The organism is Corallococcus interemptor (genome assembly GCF_003668875.1).
GTDB classification, from domain to species: domain Bacteria; phylum Myxococcota; class Myxococcia; order Myxococcales; family Myxococcaceae; genus Corallococcus; species Corallococcus interemptor.
In genome coordinates, this window is sequence record NZ_RAWM01000010.1 from 77,372 (window position 1) to 92,963 (window position 15,592).

The window sequence follows — 15,592 nt, forward strand, 5'->3', positions numbered from 1 at the left end:
CCTGTTCTTCCCCGTGAGCCCCTTGTCCTGACGCGTGCTTCGCGAACAAGGCACGCGCATCTGGCCCTCGCATTCCGACGGATCCCGGTATGACCCGCCGAAACACTCCCCTCTTCCAGAGCGGCATCCCCAGCTTCGACGTCCTCCTGGGCGGAGGCATCCCTCCGCGCCAGTCCTTCATCGTCACCGGCACGCCGGGGTCGGGGAAGACGGTGCTGTGCAGCCAGGTGGCCTTCTCGGCCGCGGCGCGCGGCGTCCCCGTGGTGGTGGTCACCGTCACCTCGGAGCCCCACGACAAGCTGATGGAGTCGCTGTCCTCCTTCTCCTTCTTCCAGCCGGACCTGCTGGGCGAGAAGCTCTTCCTCATCAGCGCCTATTCCGCGCTCAAGCGGGGCCCCAAGGAGGCCCGGGAGCTGATCCTCCAGACGGTGCGCGAGCGCGGCGCGGCCATGCTCTTCATCGACGGGCTGCGCTCCATCCGGGACCTCTGGCAGGACGAGGCGCGGCTGCGCGAGTTCCTCTACGAGCTGGGCATCGGCCTGGCGGCCTCCAACTGCATCGGCCTGTTCACCACGGAGTACCCGCTGGGCCGGCTGATGGAGCTGCCGGAGGCCACCACGGTGGACGGCATCGTGGCGCTGTCCATCCAGCCCCAAGGCTCGCGCCGGGTGCGCCGGGTGGAGGTGGTCAAGCTGCGCGGCCGGCCCCACCTCACCGGTGAGCACACCATGCTCATGAGCGAGAGCGGCGTGGAGTTCATCCCGCGCCTGGAGGCCGTTCCCCTGCACCTGCGGGACGAGCCGCCCACGCTCAAGCGCATGGCGTTCGGGCTTCCGGAGCTGGACGCGCTGATGCACGGAGGGCTTCCGGAGCTCAGCACCACGATGCTCGCGGGGAGCATGGGCATTGGCAAGACGCTGGTGGCGCTGCACTTCGCCGCGGACGGGGCGCGCCAGGGGCAGAAGTCGCTCTTCGTCTCCTACTTCGATGCGCCGGCCATGCTCCAGGCCCGCGCCCAGCGCGTGGGGCTGGACGTGACCCCGCTGCTCAACGACGGACGGCTGACGCTGCGCTACCTGCCGCCCACGGAGGTGGAGGCGGACGAGCTCATCCGGGACCTGCTGGACCAGGTGGACGCGCTCGGCGTCAAGCGGCTGGTGCTGGACGGGCTCACGGAGCTGGAGCTGTCCATCCTGGACCCCGTGCGGCGGCGCACCTTCCTGTCGTCGCTGGCGATGCGGCTGCGCATGCGGGGGGTCACCACCGTGTTCACCCGCGAGGTGTCGAAGATCGTGGGCACGGAGCTGGACTTCAACGACGCGCCCGTCGCCAGCCTGGGAGAGAACCTGCTGCTGCTGCGCTACGTGGAGCTGCACGGCCAGATGCACCGCCTGCTGTCCGTGCTCAAGATGCGTGACAGCGAATACTCCGCGGACATGCGCGAGTTCCAGATCCAGGACACGGGCGTGAAGGTGCTCGCCCCGATGCGCTCCGCGGTGGGCCTGCTCACCGGGCAGGCCCGGCCGTTGGGGGCCAGCGTCGGAGGAGTGGGTGAATGAGCCTGGTCCTCATCGCGGAGGATGAAGAGGCACTGCTGGAGGTCTTCTCCGAGGTGGTGGAGGACCTGGGCCACCGGGTGATTCGCGCGCACAACGGCGAGGAGGCGCTGCTGCTGGCGCGCACGGAGACGCCGGACCTGGTGGTCAGCGACCACATGATGCCGCGCAGGACGGGCATGCAGCTCCTGCACGCCATGCGCGCGGAGCCCACCCTGTCGGACGTGCCCTTCCTGCTCCTGAGCGCGGCGCGTCCGCAGGGGCGTGAAGCCGCCCAGACCTTCCTCGCGAAGCCGGTGGACCTGTCCACCTTCGAGCAGGCCGTGAGCCAGGCGCTCCAGTACCGCGCGGCGGCGGCCCGCCAGGAACCGGCCCCCGCCGCGCGTGAGGCCCCCAACGCCTTGAGCCTGGCCCGCGAGGAGATGCTCAACTGGGTGGCGCACGAGCTGAAGACGCCGCTCTCCTCCGCGCGGCTCAACACCCAGCTGCTCTTGCGCAAGGTGCAGAAGCGCGGCATCGACGACGAGCGCCGCTCCGCGGAGGCCGTGCTGCGCCAGCTGGACAGGATGAACGGGCTGGTGACGTCCATCCTGGACGCCTCGCGGCTGGCGGACGGGAAGCTGGAGCTGAAGCTGCAGCCCACGGAGCTGACGCCCTTCCTCCAGGAGTTCATCCAGGAGTGGCGCGAGCTGCAACCCGACATGGACTTCTCCCTCCACGCCGTGGAGCGGGTGGAGCCGCTGATGCTGGACACGGAGCGGCTGCGCCAGGTGCTCAACAACCTGGTGTCCAACGCGGTGAAGTACAGCGGCACCTCGAAGCACGTGGAGGTGGGCGTGGCGCTCAACCCGGGCCTCGTCCTCATCCACGTGCGCGACTGGGGCGTGGGCATCCCCGCCAGCGCCCTGCCCCACGTCTTCGACCGCTTCCAGCGCGCGGACGAGGACAAAGGACGCGGCCACGGCCTGGGCCTCTTCATCGCCGCCGCGCTCGCGAAGCTGCACGGCGGCTCGCTCTCCGCGCGCTCCACCCTGGGTGAGGGCTCCACCTTCACCTTGCGCCTGCCCCGGAGGAACTGAAGCAGGACTGCACGTTTCCACCGGAACGCCAGCGAAACCCAACAGATTCGAAGTCCGTGAACACCCGGCGCTCTCGGTGAATTAGAAAGCGAGTGTGTCCACGCCTTCTTCGTCCCGCCTGTCCTCGCTGCGCGCGTTGAAGCACCGCGACTTCGCCTTCCTGTGGGGGGGCGCGGCGCTGTCCAACATCGGCACGTGGATGGAGGTGCTGGCGCTGGGCGTGTACGTGACGAAGGTCACGGGCCGGGCGGAGTGGACGGGCGGCGTGGCGGCGCTGACGTGGCTGCCGTCCATCCTGTTGTCGCCGCTGGGGGGCGCGCTGGGGGACCGGTTCGACCGGCGGCGCGCGGTGGGGCTGGGGGCGCTGGTGCAGATGCTGCTGGCGGGGACGCTGGCGGCGCTGGCCTTCACCGGCGGGCTGACGGTGCGGTGGGTGGCGGTCATCTCCTTTCTCAACGGCTGCGCGGTGACGCTGTTCATGCCCGCGTTCTCCGCGCTCATCGCCGTATCGGTGCCGAAGGAGGACCTGCACAGCGCGCTCAGCCTCAACTCGGCCCAGGCCAACCTGGGGCGCATCTGCGGCCCCGCGCTGGCGGCGCTGCTCATCGCGCACGCGGACATCGGCTATGTGTTGCTGCTCAACACGCTGTCGTTCTGCGCGGTGATGCTGTCGCTGTTGGGCGTGCGCGGGGCTCCGGCCGCCGCGAAGCCCGCGTCGCCGGAGGGGCTGTGGGCGGGCATCGCGCGAGGCTTCCAGGTGGCGCGGGCGGACGAGGCGCTGATGATGGCCATGGGTGGCACGCTGGCCATCGCGCTGTGCATCGCCCCGTTCACGGCGCTGGCGCCGGTGATGGCCATCCGGGTGTTCGGCCAGGACGCGGGCGCCACGTCCATGCTGGTGACGGCGCAGGGCGCGGGCGCGTTCCTGGCGGCGCTGAGCGCGGGCACCCTGGCGGACCGGCTGGGACGGGCGCGGCTGTTGGAGGTGAGCCTGCTGCTCATCGGCCCGGTGGCGGCGGCGTACTGGCTGGCCCCGTCGCTGGGGTTCGCGACGGTGGCGGTGCTGCTGCTGGGGTCGCTCTACATGCTGACGCTCACGGGGCTGGCCACGGTGTGCCAGACGCGGGTGTCCGGGGAACTCCAGGCGCGCATCGCCAGCCTCAACTCCATGCTGCTCTTCGTCGGCTTCACCGTGGGCGTGTGGTCGCAGGGCGCGCTCGCGGACCGGCTGGGCGTCCGGGCCGTCATGGGGGGCGCGGCGTTCGGATTCCTCCTCTTCACCGTCCTGCTGCGCACGCTGCGCTCGCGCGGCTTCGCTGCCTACGAAACCTGACGGACCCACAACGATGACGACCTCCTCGCCGGTTGCTCCGGGCAAGAAGCGCATCCCGCTGCCCCTCGTCCCCAGGACGCAGGCGCTGCCGCTGTCCTTCATGCAGCAGCGCCTGTGGTTCCTGGCGCAGATGGAGGGCACGAGCGCCACGTACAACGTCTACTTCTTCGTGCGGCTCACGGGCGCGCTGGACGCGGGCGCGCTGGAGCGGGCCCTCCAGGGAGTCGTGGACCGGCACGAAGCGCTGCGCACCACGTTCGCCGCCGTGGACGGCCAGGCGGTGCAGCGCATCGCCCCCACGCTGACGCTGACGCTGCGCAGGGAGGACCTGTCGGGCGCGGCCGACCGGGAGCAGGCCTTGCGCGAGCACGCGGAAGCGGAGGCGCGCACGCCCTTCGACCTGGCGCGCGGGCCGCTGGTGCGGGCCACGCTGGTGCGGCTGTCGCCCGACGCGCACGCCCTGCTCTTCGTCACGCACCACATCGTCTGCGACGCGGTGTCGCTGGGGTGGATGGCGAACGAGCTGAGCGCGCTCTACACCGCCACCACGCGCGACGAACCGCCCAGGCTGCCGGAGCTGCCCGCGCAGTACGCGGACTTCGCGCACTGGCAGCGCCAGACGCTCACCGGTGACTTCCTGGAGGCCGAGCGCGCGTGGTGGAAGGAGCGGCTCTCCGGAGCACCGCCCGCGCTGGAGCTGCCCACGGACCGGCCGCGTCCGCCGCGTCAGACGTCCCGAGGCGCGGTGTACCGCCTGCCCATGCCGCAGGCCCTGGCCACCGGCATCCGCGAGCTGAGCCGCAAGGCGGCCGTCACGCCGTACATGGCGCTGCTGGCGGCGTTCCAGGTGCTGCTGTCGCGCTACAGCGGGCAGGAGGACCTGGTGGTGGGCACGCCCGTGGCGGGGCGTGGACGGCGGGAGGTGGAGCGGCTCATCGGCTTCTTCGCCAACACGCTGGCGCTGAGGCTGGACACGTCCGGTGACCCGACGTTCCAGGCGCTGCTCGGCCGCGTGCGCGAGGTGTGCCTGGGCGCGTACGCGCACCCGGACATGCCCTTCGAGCAGCTGGTGGACCTGCTCGTGCCGCAGCGCGACCCCAGCCGCTCGCCGCTGTTCCAGGCGATGTTCGTGCACGTGAACTCGCCGTGGGCCGCGCTGAAGTGGCCGGGCCTCACCGTGACGGAGCTGGACTTCGAGCCCGGCGTCGCGCGCTTCGACATCACCCTCTTCCTCTACGACGACCCCAGCGGCCTGGAGGCGCGCTGGGAGTACAACGCCGACCTCTTCGACGAGGCGACCATCGCGCGCATGGCCGCGCACTACGCGCGCCTGCTGGAGGGCGCCGTCGCGAAGCCCGAGGCTCGGGTGTCCACGCTGCCGCTCTTGACCGCGCGCGAGCGGGAACGCGCGGTGACGGACTGGAACGACACCGGCGCGGACGTGCCGGTGCACCCCGGCGTGCACGCCCTCTTCGAGGCCAGCGTGCGCCGGAGCCCGGACGCCATCGCGGTGCGCTTCGGAGGGGAGAGCCTCACGTACGCGGAGCTGGACCGGCGGGCCAACCGCGTGGCCCATGCGCTGCGCCAGCGCGGCGTGACGCCGGACACGGCGGTGGGGCTGTGCGTGGACCGCTCGCTGGAGCTGGCGGTGGGCGTGCTGGGCATCCTCAAGTCGGGCGCGGCCTACTGCCCGTTGGATCCGGCCTACCCGCCGGAGCGGCTGGCGCTGATGCTGGAGACGTCGCGCGCGAAGGTGCTCGTCACGCGGCGCTCGCTGGCGTCGGGGCTGCCGGAGGGCGGCGCGGAGCGGCTGTTCCTGGAGGATGACCTCTCCACGCCGGACACGCAGCCCGCGCCCGTGGGCGGCCCGGACACGCTGGCCTACGTCATCTTCACGTCGGGCTCCACGGGCGTGCCCAAGGGCGTGGCGATGCCGCACCGCCCGCTCTTCAACCTCATCCAGTGGCAGGTGCGCCGCTCCACCGCGCCCCGGGGGCGCACGCTCCAGTTCTCCGCGCTGAGCTTCGACGTGTGCTTCCAGGAGATGCTGCCCACGTTCGCGGCGGGCGGTGAGCTGGTGCTCCTGTCCGAGGACACGCGGCGCGACGGCCGGGCCCTGCTCACGTTGATGCGCGACCAGGGCGTGGAGCGCATCTTCCTTCCGTTCGTCGCCTTGCAGCACCTGGCGGAGGTGGCGGACTCGGACGGGCTGCTGCCCACGTCGCTCAAGGAGATCAACACCGCGGGCGAGCAGCTTCGCATGACGCCCGCGCTGCGGCGGCTGCTCCACGCGCTGGACGGGTGCGTGCTGGACAACCACTACGGCCCCACGGAGACGCACGCGGCCACGGCCCACGTGCTGAAGGGCAACCCGGACGCGTGGCCGGACCTGCCGCCCATTGGCCGCACCATCACCAACGCGCGCACGTACCTGCTGGATGCCCGGTGGGAGCCGGTGCCCGTGGGCGTCGCGGGCGAGCTGTACATCGGCGGCGCGGGGCTGGCGCGCGGCTACCTGCACCGGCCGGACCTCACGGCGGAGCGCTTCATGCCGGATCCGCTGAGCCCGCATCCGGGCGCGCGGATGTACCGCACCGGTGACTTCGCGCGGTACCTGCCGGACGGCACGATGGAGTTCCTGGGACGGCGCGACGCCCAGGTGAAGATCCGCGGCTATCGCATCGAGCTGCCGGAGGTGGAGGCGGCGGTGGCGAAGCTGCCGGGCGTGAAGGACGTCGCGGTCATCGCGCGGGAGGACGCGGCGCGGGGCAAGCACCTGGTGGCGTACGTGGTGACGCAGCCCGGCGCGGACGTGGACGCGGGCGAGCTCAAGGCGGCGCTCCGCGACCGGCTGCCGGAGTACATGGTGCCCGCCGCCTTCCTGCTGCTGGACGCGTTCCCCCTCACCCCCAGCGGCAAGCTGGACCGGCGGGCCCTGCCCGCTCCGGACGACGACGCGGGCTCGGGCCCGGACTTCGTGGCCCCGCGCACGCCCCTGGAGACGGAGGTGGCGGGGGTCTTCGCCGCGCTCCTGCGCCTGCCGCGCGTGGGCGCGCATGATCACTTCTTCGAACGGGGCGGCCACTCGCTGCTGGCGACCCAGGTGACGGCGCGGCTGCGCGACCGGCTCCAGGTGGAGCTGCCCGTGCGCGCCCTGTTCGAGTTCCCCACCGTGGAGGAGCTGGCCGCGCACGTGGCTTCGCTGCGGACGAAGGCGGGCGCGGAAGAACTGCCGCTCGTGCCCCGCCCGCGCGATGAGGTTCCCCCGCTGTCGTCGGCCCAGGCGCGCCTGTGGTTCCTCACCCGGATGGATCCGGACGGCTTCTCGTACAACCTGCCCTGGTTCACGCGCTGGAGCGGGCCGCTGGATGACGGCGCGTTGGAGCGGAGCCTCCAGGCGCTCGTGCGGCGCCATGAAGCGCTGCGCACCACCTTCGAGGAGCACCACGGGCAGCCGGTGCAGCGCATCGCCCCGGAGCTGGAGGTGCCGCTGCGGCGCGAGCGCGTGTCCTCGGAGGCAGAGCTGGTGCGGCGCGCGGAGGCGGAGGTGCGCACGCCGTTCGACCTGGCCCGGGGGCCGCTCGTGCGCGCGACGCTGGTGCACGTGCGGGATGGGGAGCACGCCCTGCTCGTCACCTTCCACCACATCATCTGCGACGGCTGGTCGCTGGGCGTGGTGGAGCGTGAGCTGACGGCGCTCTACCGCGAGGCGACGGGAGGCGGTCCGGCCGCACGGATGCCCCTGTCCCTCCAGCCCGCGGACTTCGCGCGCTGGCAGCGGCAGACCTGGGTGGGCGCCGCGCTGGAGGAACGGCTCGGGTGGTGGAAGGCCCGGCTCCAGGACGCACCGGCGTTCCTCGACCTGCCCACGGACCGGCCGCGTCCAGCGGTGCAGACCTTCGAGGGTGCGCACCTGTCCCGGAAGGCCTCGCCCGCGCTGTCACGGGCCCTGGAGGCGCTGGCCCAGCAAGAAGGCGCCACCCCCTTCATGCTGCTGCTCGCGGGCTTCCACGCGCTGCTCGCGCGCTACAGCGGGCAGGACGACCTCGTCATCGGCGCGCCGCTCGCGGGCCGTGAGCGCCAGGAGCTGGAGGGACTGGTCGGCTTCTTCATCAACACCGTCCCCCTGCGCATCGCCGCGCCCAGGGACGCGAGCTTCCGCGACCTGGTGGGCCGCGTGCGCGACCTCACGCTGGAGGCCTTCGCGCACCAGGACATGCCCTTCGAGCAGCTGGTTCGCGAGCTCCAGACCGAACGCGACCCCAGCCGCGCGCCGCTGTTCCAGGTGATGTTCGTGCTCCAGAACGCCGGAGGCGCCGCGGCGAGCCCCCTGCCGGACCTGTCCGTGGCGCCGCTGGACGTCGAGACAGGGATGGCGAAGTTCGACCTCACCCTCTTCGCCCAGCCGTCCGCAGAGGGCCTGGACTTCGTCTGGGAGTACAACACCGCCCTCTTCGACGAAGCGACCGTCGCGCGCATGGCCGAGCACTACACGCGCCTGCTCGCGGCCGCCGTCGCTCAAGTGGATCAACCCGTGGCCCGGCTCCCGCTGCTCGCCGACGAGGAGCGCCAGCGGCTGCTGTACACCTGGAACGACACGCACGCGGACTACCCGCGCGAGGCGTCGCTGACCGCGCTCTTCGAGGAGCAGGCCGCACGAACGCCCCAGGCCATCGCGCTGGAGTTCGAAGGCCGCCAGCTGACGTACTCGGCGCTGGACGCACGCGCGAACCAGCTCGCGCACCACCTGCGCGCGCTGGGCGTGGACGTGGGCACGCCGGTGGGCCTGTGCACGGGCCGCTCGCTGGAGATGGTCGTGGCCACGCTGGCCATCCTCAAGGCGGGCGGGGCCTACGTCCCGTTGGATCCGGCCTACCCCACCGGGCGCCTGCTCTTCATGGCCCGCGACACGCGCCTGCCGGTGCTGCTGGCCCAGCCCGGACAGGAGGCGAAGCTCGCGGCGCTGGAGACGCGCGTGGTGCCGCTGGAGCCGTCATGGGACGCCTTCGCGAGCGAGCCCACGCAGGCGCCGCGCGTCACCGTGCCCGCGGACGCACTGGCCTACGTCATGTACACGTCCGGCAGCACCGGCCGGCCCAAGGGCGTGTGCATCCCGCACCGGGGCGTGGTGCGGCTGGTGAAGGGAGCGACGTACGCGCGCTTCGGCCCGGAGGAGGTCCTGCTCCAGCTGGCGCCCATCTCCTTCGACGCGTCGACGCTGGAGCTGTGGGGCGCGCTGCTGCATGGCTCGAAGCTCGTGGTCATGCCGCCGCAGCCGCCCTCGCTGGAGGAGCTGGCCCGGGTGCTGGAGCACCAGGGCATCACCACGCTGTTCATCACCACGGCCCTCTTCAACCAGATGGCGATGTTCCAGCCCCGTGCGCTCGCACGCATGCGGCAGGTGATGTCAGGCGGCGAGGCGATGTCGCCGCTGGCCGCCCGGCAGGTGCGCGAGGCGGGCCGGGACGTCATCAACGTCTACGGCCCCACGGAGAACACCACCTACTCCACCGCCCATCCGCTGGAGGGCACGGTGGACGACGGCCGCCCCGTGCCCATCGGCCGGCCCATCACGAATACGCAGGCCTACGTGCTGGACGCGCTGGGCGCCCCGGTGCCGGTGGGCGTCGCGGGCGAGCTGTACCTGGGCGGTGACGGGCTCGCGTGGGGCTACCTGCACCAGCCCGCGCAGACCGCGGAGCGCTTCGTGCCGAATCCGTTCAGCACGACGCCCGGCGCGCGGCTGTACCGCACGGGAGACAAGGTGCGGTGGCGGGCGGACGGCGTGCTCGACTTCCTGGGCCGGACCGACGCGCAGGTGAAGGTGCGCGGCTTCCGCATCGAGCCCGGCGAAATCGAGGCCACGCTCAAGGCATCCCCTGGCGTGGAGGACGCGGGCGTCGTCGTGCGCGAGGACACTCCCGGCGACAAGCGGCTGGTGGCCTACGTCGTCGGCGCGCGCCTGGACGTGGGGGGACTGCGTGCGTGGCTCACCGCGCGGCTGCCGGCGCACATGGTGCCCTCCGCGTTCGTGAAGCTGGAGCGGATGCCGCTGTCTCCGTCGGGGAAGGTGGACCGCAAGGCCCTGCCCGCGCCGGACACGCAGACGGGCCCGGGCTCCTACGTGGCGCCGCGTGAGGGCTGGGAGACCCTGGTGGCGGAGGTGTGGGCACCGCTGCTGGGCGTGCCCCGCGTGGGAGCGCGCGACCACTTCTTCGAGCTGGGCGGACACTCGCTCCTCGCCACGCGGGTGGTGTCGCGGCTGCGGGACATGCTCCAGCGCGACGTGCCGCTTCGTCTGCTGCTGGAGGCCCCGACGGTGGCCGGGTTCGCGCAGCGGCTGGAGGCCCTCCACAAGGGAGGCCATGGCGCGCCGGTGGCGCCCATCGTCGCGGCATCGCGGGACAAGCCGAGGCCCCTGTCCTTCGCGCAGCAGCGCCTGTGGTTCCTCGCGCGGCTGGACCCGCAGGGGAGCGCGTACAACGTCCCCTTCTTCTTCCACCTCGACGGTCCGCTGGACGTCCCGGCGCTGGAGGGCGCGCTGGATGGGCTCATCCACCGGCATGACGCCCTGAGGACCACATTCAGCGATGACGGCGGCCAGCCGGTGCAGCACGTCGTGGAGCACCGGCCGTTCACGCTCGCGCTGGAGTCCCTGGACGGGGACGCGCTGCTGCGTGCGCGCGCGGAAGCGGAGGTGAAGAAGCCCTTCGACCTGGAGCACGGCCCGCTGGTGCGCGGCACGCTGATCCGCACGGCCCCGGAGCGGCACACGCTGCTGCTCGTCATGCACCACATCGTGTGTGACTTCGGGTCCATCAACATCCTGGTGCGCGAGCTGAAGGCGCTCTACACGGCACATCAGCAGGGCGAAGCGCTGGAGCTGCCGCCCCTGCCCATCCAGTACCCGGACTTCGCCGGGTGGCAGCGCCAGGTGTTGGCCGGAGAGCCGCTGGAACTCCAGCGCACGTGGTGGAAGCAGCACCTGGAGGGCGCGCCGCCGACGCTGGAGCTGCCCACGGATCGGCCCCGGCCGCCCGTGCAGACCTACCAGGGTCTCCAGCTTCCGCGTCCCCTGCCCGCGTCGTTCCCCGGCGCCGTGCAGGCCCTGGCGCGCGACGCGGGCGTCACGCCGTTCATGCTGCTGCTCGCGGGCTTCCACGCGCTGCTCTCGCGTCACAGCGGTCAGGATGACGTCGTCATCGGTACCCCCATCGCGGGGCGCGGCCGGCGCGAGGTGGAGGACCTCATCGGCTTCTTCACCAACACGCTGGCCCTGCGCGTGAAGGCCTCGGGAGCGGAGAGCTTCCGCGCGCTCCTGGGCCGCGTGCGGGACGCCTGCCTGGGCGCCTATGCCCACCAGGACATGCCGTTCGAACAGCTCGTGGACGCGCTGGTCCCCACGCGGGACCTGAGCCGTTCCCCGCTGTTCCAGGTCATGTTCGTCTTCCAGAGCGGAGGCGCGACCTGGGAGCTGCCCGGCCTCCACATCCGCGCCCTGGACTTCGATCCGGGCATGGCGAAGTTCGACCTCACCCTCTTCGTGCGCGAGACGCCAGAGGGCTGGGGAGCGATCTGGGAGTACAACACCGCCCTCTTCGACGAGGCCACGGTGGCGCGCTTCGCGGACCACTACACGCGCCTGCTCGAAGGCGCGCTCGCGGCGCCGGACGCGGCCCTGGGCACCCTGCCCCTGCTCGCGGACGCAGAGCGGCGGCAGCTGGCGGCCTGGGCACACCAGCCGGTGTCCTTCCCCGCCGTGCCGAGCGTCCACGCGTTCTTCGAGGCCACCGCCACGCGCACGCCCGACGCCATCGCGGTGCGCTTCGGAGACGCGACGCTCACGTATGGAGAACTGGAGCGCCGCGCGAACCAGCTCGCGCACCACCTGCGCAAGCTGGGCGTGGGCCCCGACGTCCGCGTGGGCATCCACCTGCGGCGCTCGCTGGAGCTGCCCGTGGCGGTGCTGGGGACGCTCAAGGCGGGAGGCGCGTACGTGCCGCTCGACCCGGCCTATCCGCCGGAGCGGCTGGCCGCGATGCTCCAGGCCTCCGGCGCGACGGTGCTGCTCACCACGCGCGAGCTGCGCGGCGTCCTGGAGACGGGCGCGACGCAGGTGCTGGAGCTGGATGCGCGGGCGGACGCACTGGCCCGCGAGTCCGGCGCGCGGCCCGAACTCCAGGGCAACGCCCAGGCGCTCACCTACGTCATCTTCACCTCCGGCTCCACGGGGACGCCCAAGGGCATCGCGATGCACCGCGAGGCCCTGGTGAACCTGCTGCACTGGCAGCTGGGGGACTCGGTGGCGCCCGGGGCGCGCACGCTCCAGTTCTCCGCGCTGAGCTTCGACGTGTCGTTCCAGGAGCTCTTCGCGACCTGGGCCGCGGGCGGTGAGCTGGTGCTCCTCACCGAGGAGCTTCGCCGCGACCCCAGCCAGCTGCTGACCCTGCTGGAGGACGCGGGCATCGAACGGTTCTTCATGCCCTTCGTCGCGCTCCAGAACCTGGCGGAAGCCGCCGAGCGCGAAGGCCGCCATCCCCGCCGTGTGCGGGAGGTGATGGTCGCGGGCGAGCAGCTGCGCATGACGCCCGCCATCCGCCGCTTCATGAAGCGCATGGGCGCGGTGCTGCACAACCACTACGGCCCATCCGAAGCCCACGCGGTGACGTCGCTGTCGCTGAAGGGAGATCCAGACACGTGGCCGGCGCTGCCCTCCATCGGCCGGCCCTTGGGCAACGTGCCCGTGTACGTGCTGGACGCGAACCTCCAGCCCGTGCCCCGGGGCGTCACGGGCGAGCTGTACGTGGGAGGCGTGCAGGTCGGCCGTGGCTACCTGAACCAGCCCGGCCTCACCGCCGACCGCTTCATCCCGGATCCGCTCGGCGCCACGCCGGGAGGCCGGCTGTACCGCACGGGCGACTGGGCGCGGCACCTGCCGGACGGCACGCTGGAGTACCTGGGCCGGCGGGACGCGCAGCTCAAGGTGCGCGGCTTCCGCATCGAGCTGGGAGAGATTGAAGCCGCGCTCGCGCAGCACCCCTCGGTGCGTGACTGCGTCGTCGACGCTCGCGACGACGGAGGCGGCCAGAAGCAGCTGGTGGCCTGGGTGGTGAACGCGGCCGGGCAGGCGCTGGACGTCACGGCGCTGCGCGGCTTCCTCAAGGAACGGCTGCCGGACTACATGGTGCCCGCGCGCTGGGTGGCGGTGGAGAGGTTCCCGCTGACGCCCTCGGGCAAGGTGAACCGCAAGGCCCTGCCCGCGCCGGAAGGGGGCCGCGAACCGTCAGGCGCCCTGCTCGGGCCGCGCACGCCGCTGGAGCTTCAGCTCGTGCGCATCTGGGAGGAGGTGCTGGGCGTGCATCCCATTGGCGTGCGCGACAACTTCTTCGAGCTGGGTGGGCACTCGCTGCTGACGTTGCGCCTGCAGTCGGCCATCCACGCGCGGCTGGGCCGGTCCCTGCCGGTGGCGGCGCTCTTCCAGAACCCCACCGTGGAGCACCTGGCGGGCCTGCTCCGGGACGCCGCGCCCTGGACACCGTTGGTCGCGCTCCAGCAGGGACAAGAGGGCGTGCGGCCCTTCTTCTGCGTCCACGCGGTGGGTGGCAGCGTCGTGCCCTACGCGGAGCTGGCCCGGGCGCTGGGCCCGGCGCAGCCGTTCTACGGACTCCAGGCCCGGGGCCTCGACGGCGAGCAGCCGCCTTGCGACTCCATCCCGGAGATGGCGGCCTTGTACGTGCGCGCGGTGCGCGAGGTCCAACCGCACGGCCCCTACCTGCTGGGCGGCTGGTCGTTGGGCGGCGCCGTCGCGTGGGAGATGGCCCACCAGCTGCGGCGCGAGGGTGAGACGGTGGCACTGGTCGCGCTGCTCGACTCGTCCGCGAGCCTGCACTTCGGCAACCCGGACGACGTGAACGCGAAGGCGCGGCTGAGCGCGAACTTCCTGGAGGATCTGCTGCGCGCCTCGGGTCAACCGCTGCCACCGAACGAAGGGCTCTCCCCCACCCGGTGGAAGGAGGTGCTGGAGGAAGCGAGCCGGCCGCTGTTCGTCGCGGAGCAGTCACTGCACCAGCTCCGCCACGCGTTCGAGGTCCACCTGAACGCAGGCTGGGTCTACCAACCGCCACCGGCCAGCGGGCCCTTCACCGTCTTCGAAGCGGAGGGCTCACGCTGGGACCACGGCTGGGCCGCCTACGCGCCCGGCGGGCTGGACGCGCACACCGTGCCCGGGGACCACTACTCCTTCCTCAAGCCCCCGCACCTCCAGGTGCTGGCCGCGAAGCTGGGTGACGCTATCGCGAAGGCGCAGCACGCACCCGGATCCACCACCCGGTGGGGTTGATGGGTACGCCCGCCTCCGCGCCTGACGTCTCGCGCGTCACGCGGATGAGGTGGGCGGTCCGGGCCCAGTCGCTCTCGGGCCCCCACGGCTCGAAGCTCCACCGGGGGAAGGCCAGCACCCACACGCAGACGCACAGGCCCGCGGCCAGGGAGAGCCGCAACCGCGCGAGCGCCGCCACCCAGAGGAGGAGCCCCGCCGGCAGCGCGAACAGCATGTAGCGATCCTCCACGACACCCGGGTCACGGAAAGCGCCGAACGTGGGGTACTCGGCGGAGCCGGCGCGCACGTACCAGGTGAGCGGAATCAACAGGAAGACGCATGCACAGGAGGCCAGCAGCAGCGCGCGCGGACGCGCGGGCACCCGGCGAAGGCCCAGCACGAGCACCGCGACGAACCCGCACGCCACCAGAATCCGCACCGCGAGCGGCCTGCGGAAGTACGACAACGTCCCGCCATCCCCCAGCACGGGATACAGCACATAGCGGACGTTGAACGTGTTCCAGAGGTGCTCGGCCATGCGGGACAGCGGCCAGGTGGCGAAGTCCGAAGCGGGCATGCCCGACTGACGGAAGAGCACCATGTTCACCCCCGCGGGCACGGTCAGCGCCACCGCCGCCAGCGCCTCCATGACGACCTCGCGCCGGGGCCGGCCATCGCGCCACCGCATCGCCCCGCGCAGCAGGAAGACCGGCGCCAGCAGCACCGCTTCGCCGGAGCTCGACGCCGCCGCGAGCAGCACCCCGGCGTCGGCGAGCCCCAGCGGGCGCTCCAGGTCCTGGAGCGCCACCAGCATGACCCCATAGAAGAGGACGGAGTGGAGGTTGGCCAGGTTGCCCATCACCTCCCACGTGCCCGGCAGGAAACACAGCGCCACGGCGGCGAGGACGCGGACCCCGTCATGGGACACCAGCCAGCGGTAGCCGGCCCGCGCGATGAGCGCGAACACCGCCGCGTCCACGGCCAGGGTGAGCAACGCCAGCCCCAGCGCGAACGCTTCGATGGGCAGCAGCGACAGCCCCCAGGCCATCAGCCGGGGAACGACGTGCAGGTAGCCCGCGTAGGGCAGGAACGTGGCGCCAAAGCCATGCGCGAGCGCGTCCGCCAGGAACACCGTCCCGTCCTCCGCCCACAGGTGCGCCTGGGCAAGCCGGGCGTGCGACCGCAGCGCCAGCACCGCGAAGCACAGCCCCAGCGCCGTCGCATAGGGAGCACGCAGCCGCGCCCATCCCAGGTCGATGGGACGGCGGAGCAGGCGCGAGCGCGGGGAGGAGGAGTCAGCCATCGC

Annotated in this window: 5 protein-coding genes; 4 read left to right on the plus strand and 1 reads right to left on the minus strand. The window is 72.3% G+C overall.

Annotated features, from left to right (window positions below):
• The first annotated feature begins 89 nt into the window (after positions 1-89).
• From D7X96_RS06020 to D7X96_RS06035, 4 genes are all read left to right on the plus strand, one after another.
• Positions 90-1,559: an ATPase domain-containing protein gene (locus D7X96_RS06020; protein ID WP_121769223.1), complete on the plus strand. Its 1,470-nt coding sequence runs from the start codon at positions 90-92 to the stop codon at positions 1,557-1,559.
• Positions 1,556-2,635 carry an ATP-binding response regulator gene (locus D7X96_RS06025; RefSeq protein WP_120551190.1) on the plus strand — a complete coding sequence of 360 codons (1,080 nt, stop codon included), beginning with the start codon at positions 1,556-1,558 and terminating at the stop codon, positions 2,633-2,635. The genes D7X96_RS06020 and D7X96_RS06025 overlap by 4 nt, the downstream gene beginning before the upstream one ends.
• 94 nt (positions 2,636-2,729) lie before the next feature.
• The gene (locus tag D7X96_RS06030; protein ID WP_121769224.1) at positions 2,730-3,968 is read left to right on the plus strand and encodes an MFS transporter; all 1,239 of its coding nucleotides are present in this window, start codon (positions 2,730-2,732) and stop codon (positions 3,966-3,968) included.
• 13 nt (positions 3,969-3,981) lie between these two features.
• Entirely contained in the window at positions 3,982-14,307 is a 10,326-nt protein-coding gene (locus D7X96_RS06035) for a non-ribosomal peptide synthetase (protein WP_121769225.1), read from the plus strand.
• Here D7X96_RS06035 and D7X96_RS06040 read toward each other — a convergent pair.
• Complete coding sequence (locus D7X96_RS06040; protein ID WP_147468249.1) at positions 14,258-15,589, minus strand: hypothetical protein; 1,332 nt, start codon at positions 15,587-15,589, stop codon at positions 14,258-14,260. The two genes, D7X96_RS06035 and D7X96_RS06040, sit on opposite strands and share 50 nt — an antisense overlap.
• Positions 15,590-15,592: the final 3 nt, after the last annotated feature.

What these genes read in the sequence shown, in the direction of transcription:
- D7X96_RS06035 (WP_121769225.1), top strand. Translation starts at nt 3,982, where the DNA reads ATGACGACCTCCTCGCCGGTTGCTCCGGGCAAGAAGCGCATCCCGCTG.
- D7X96_RS06025 (WP_120551190.1), top strand. Translation starts at nt 1,556, where the DNA reads ATGAGCCTGGTCCTCATCGCGGAGGATGAAGAGGCACTGCTGGAGGTC.
- D7X96_RS06040 (WP_147468249.1), bottom strand. Translation starts at nt 15,589, where the DNA reads ATGGCTGACTCCTCCTCCCCGCGCTCGCGCCTGCTCCGCCGTCCCATC.
- D7X96_RS06020 (WP_121769223.1), top strand. Translation starts at nt 90, where the DNA reads ATGACCCGCCGAAACACTCCCCTCTTCCAGAGCGGCATCCCCAGCTTC.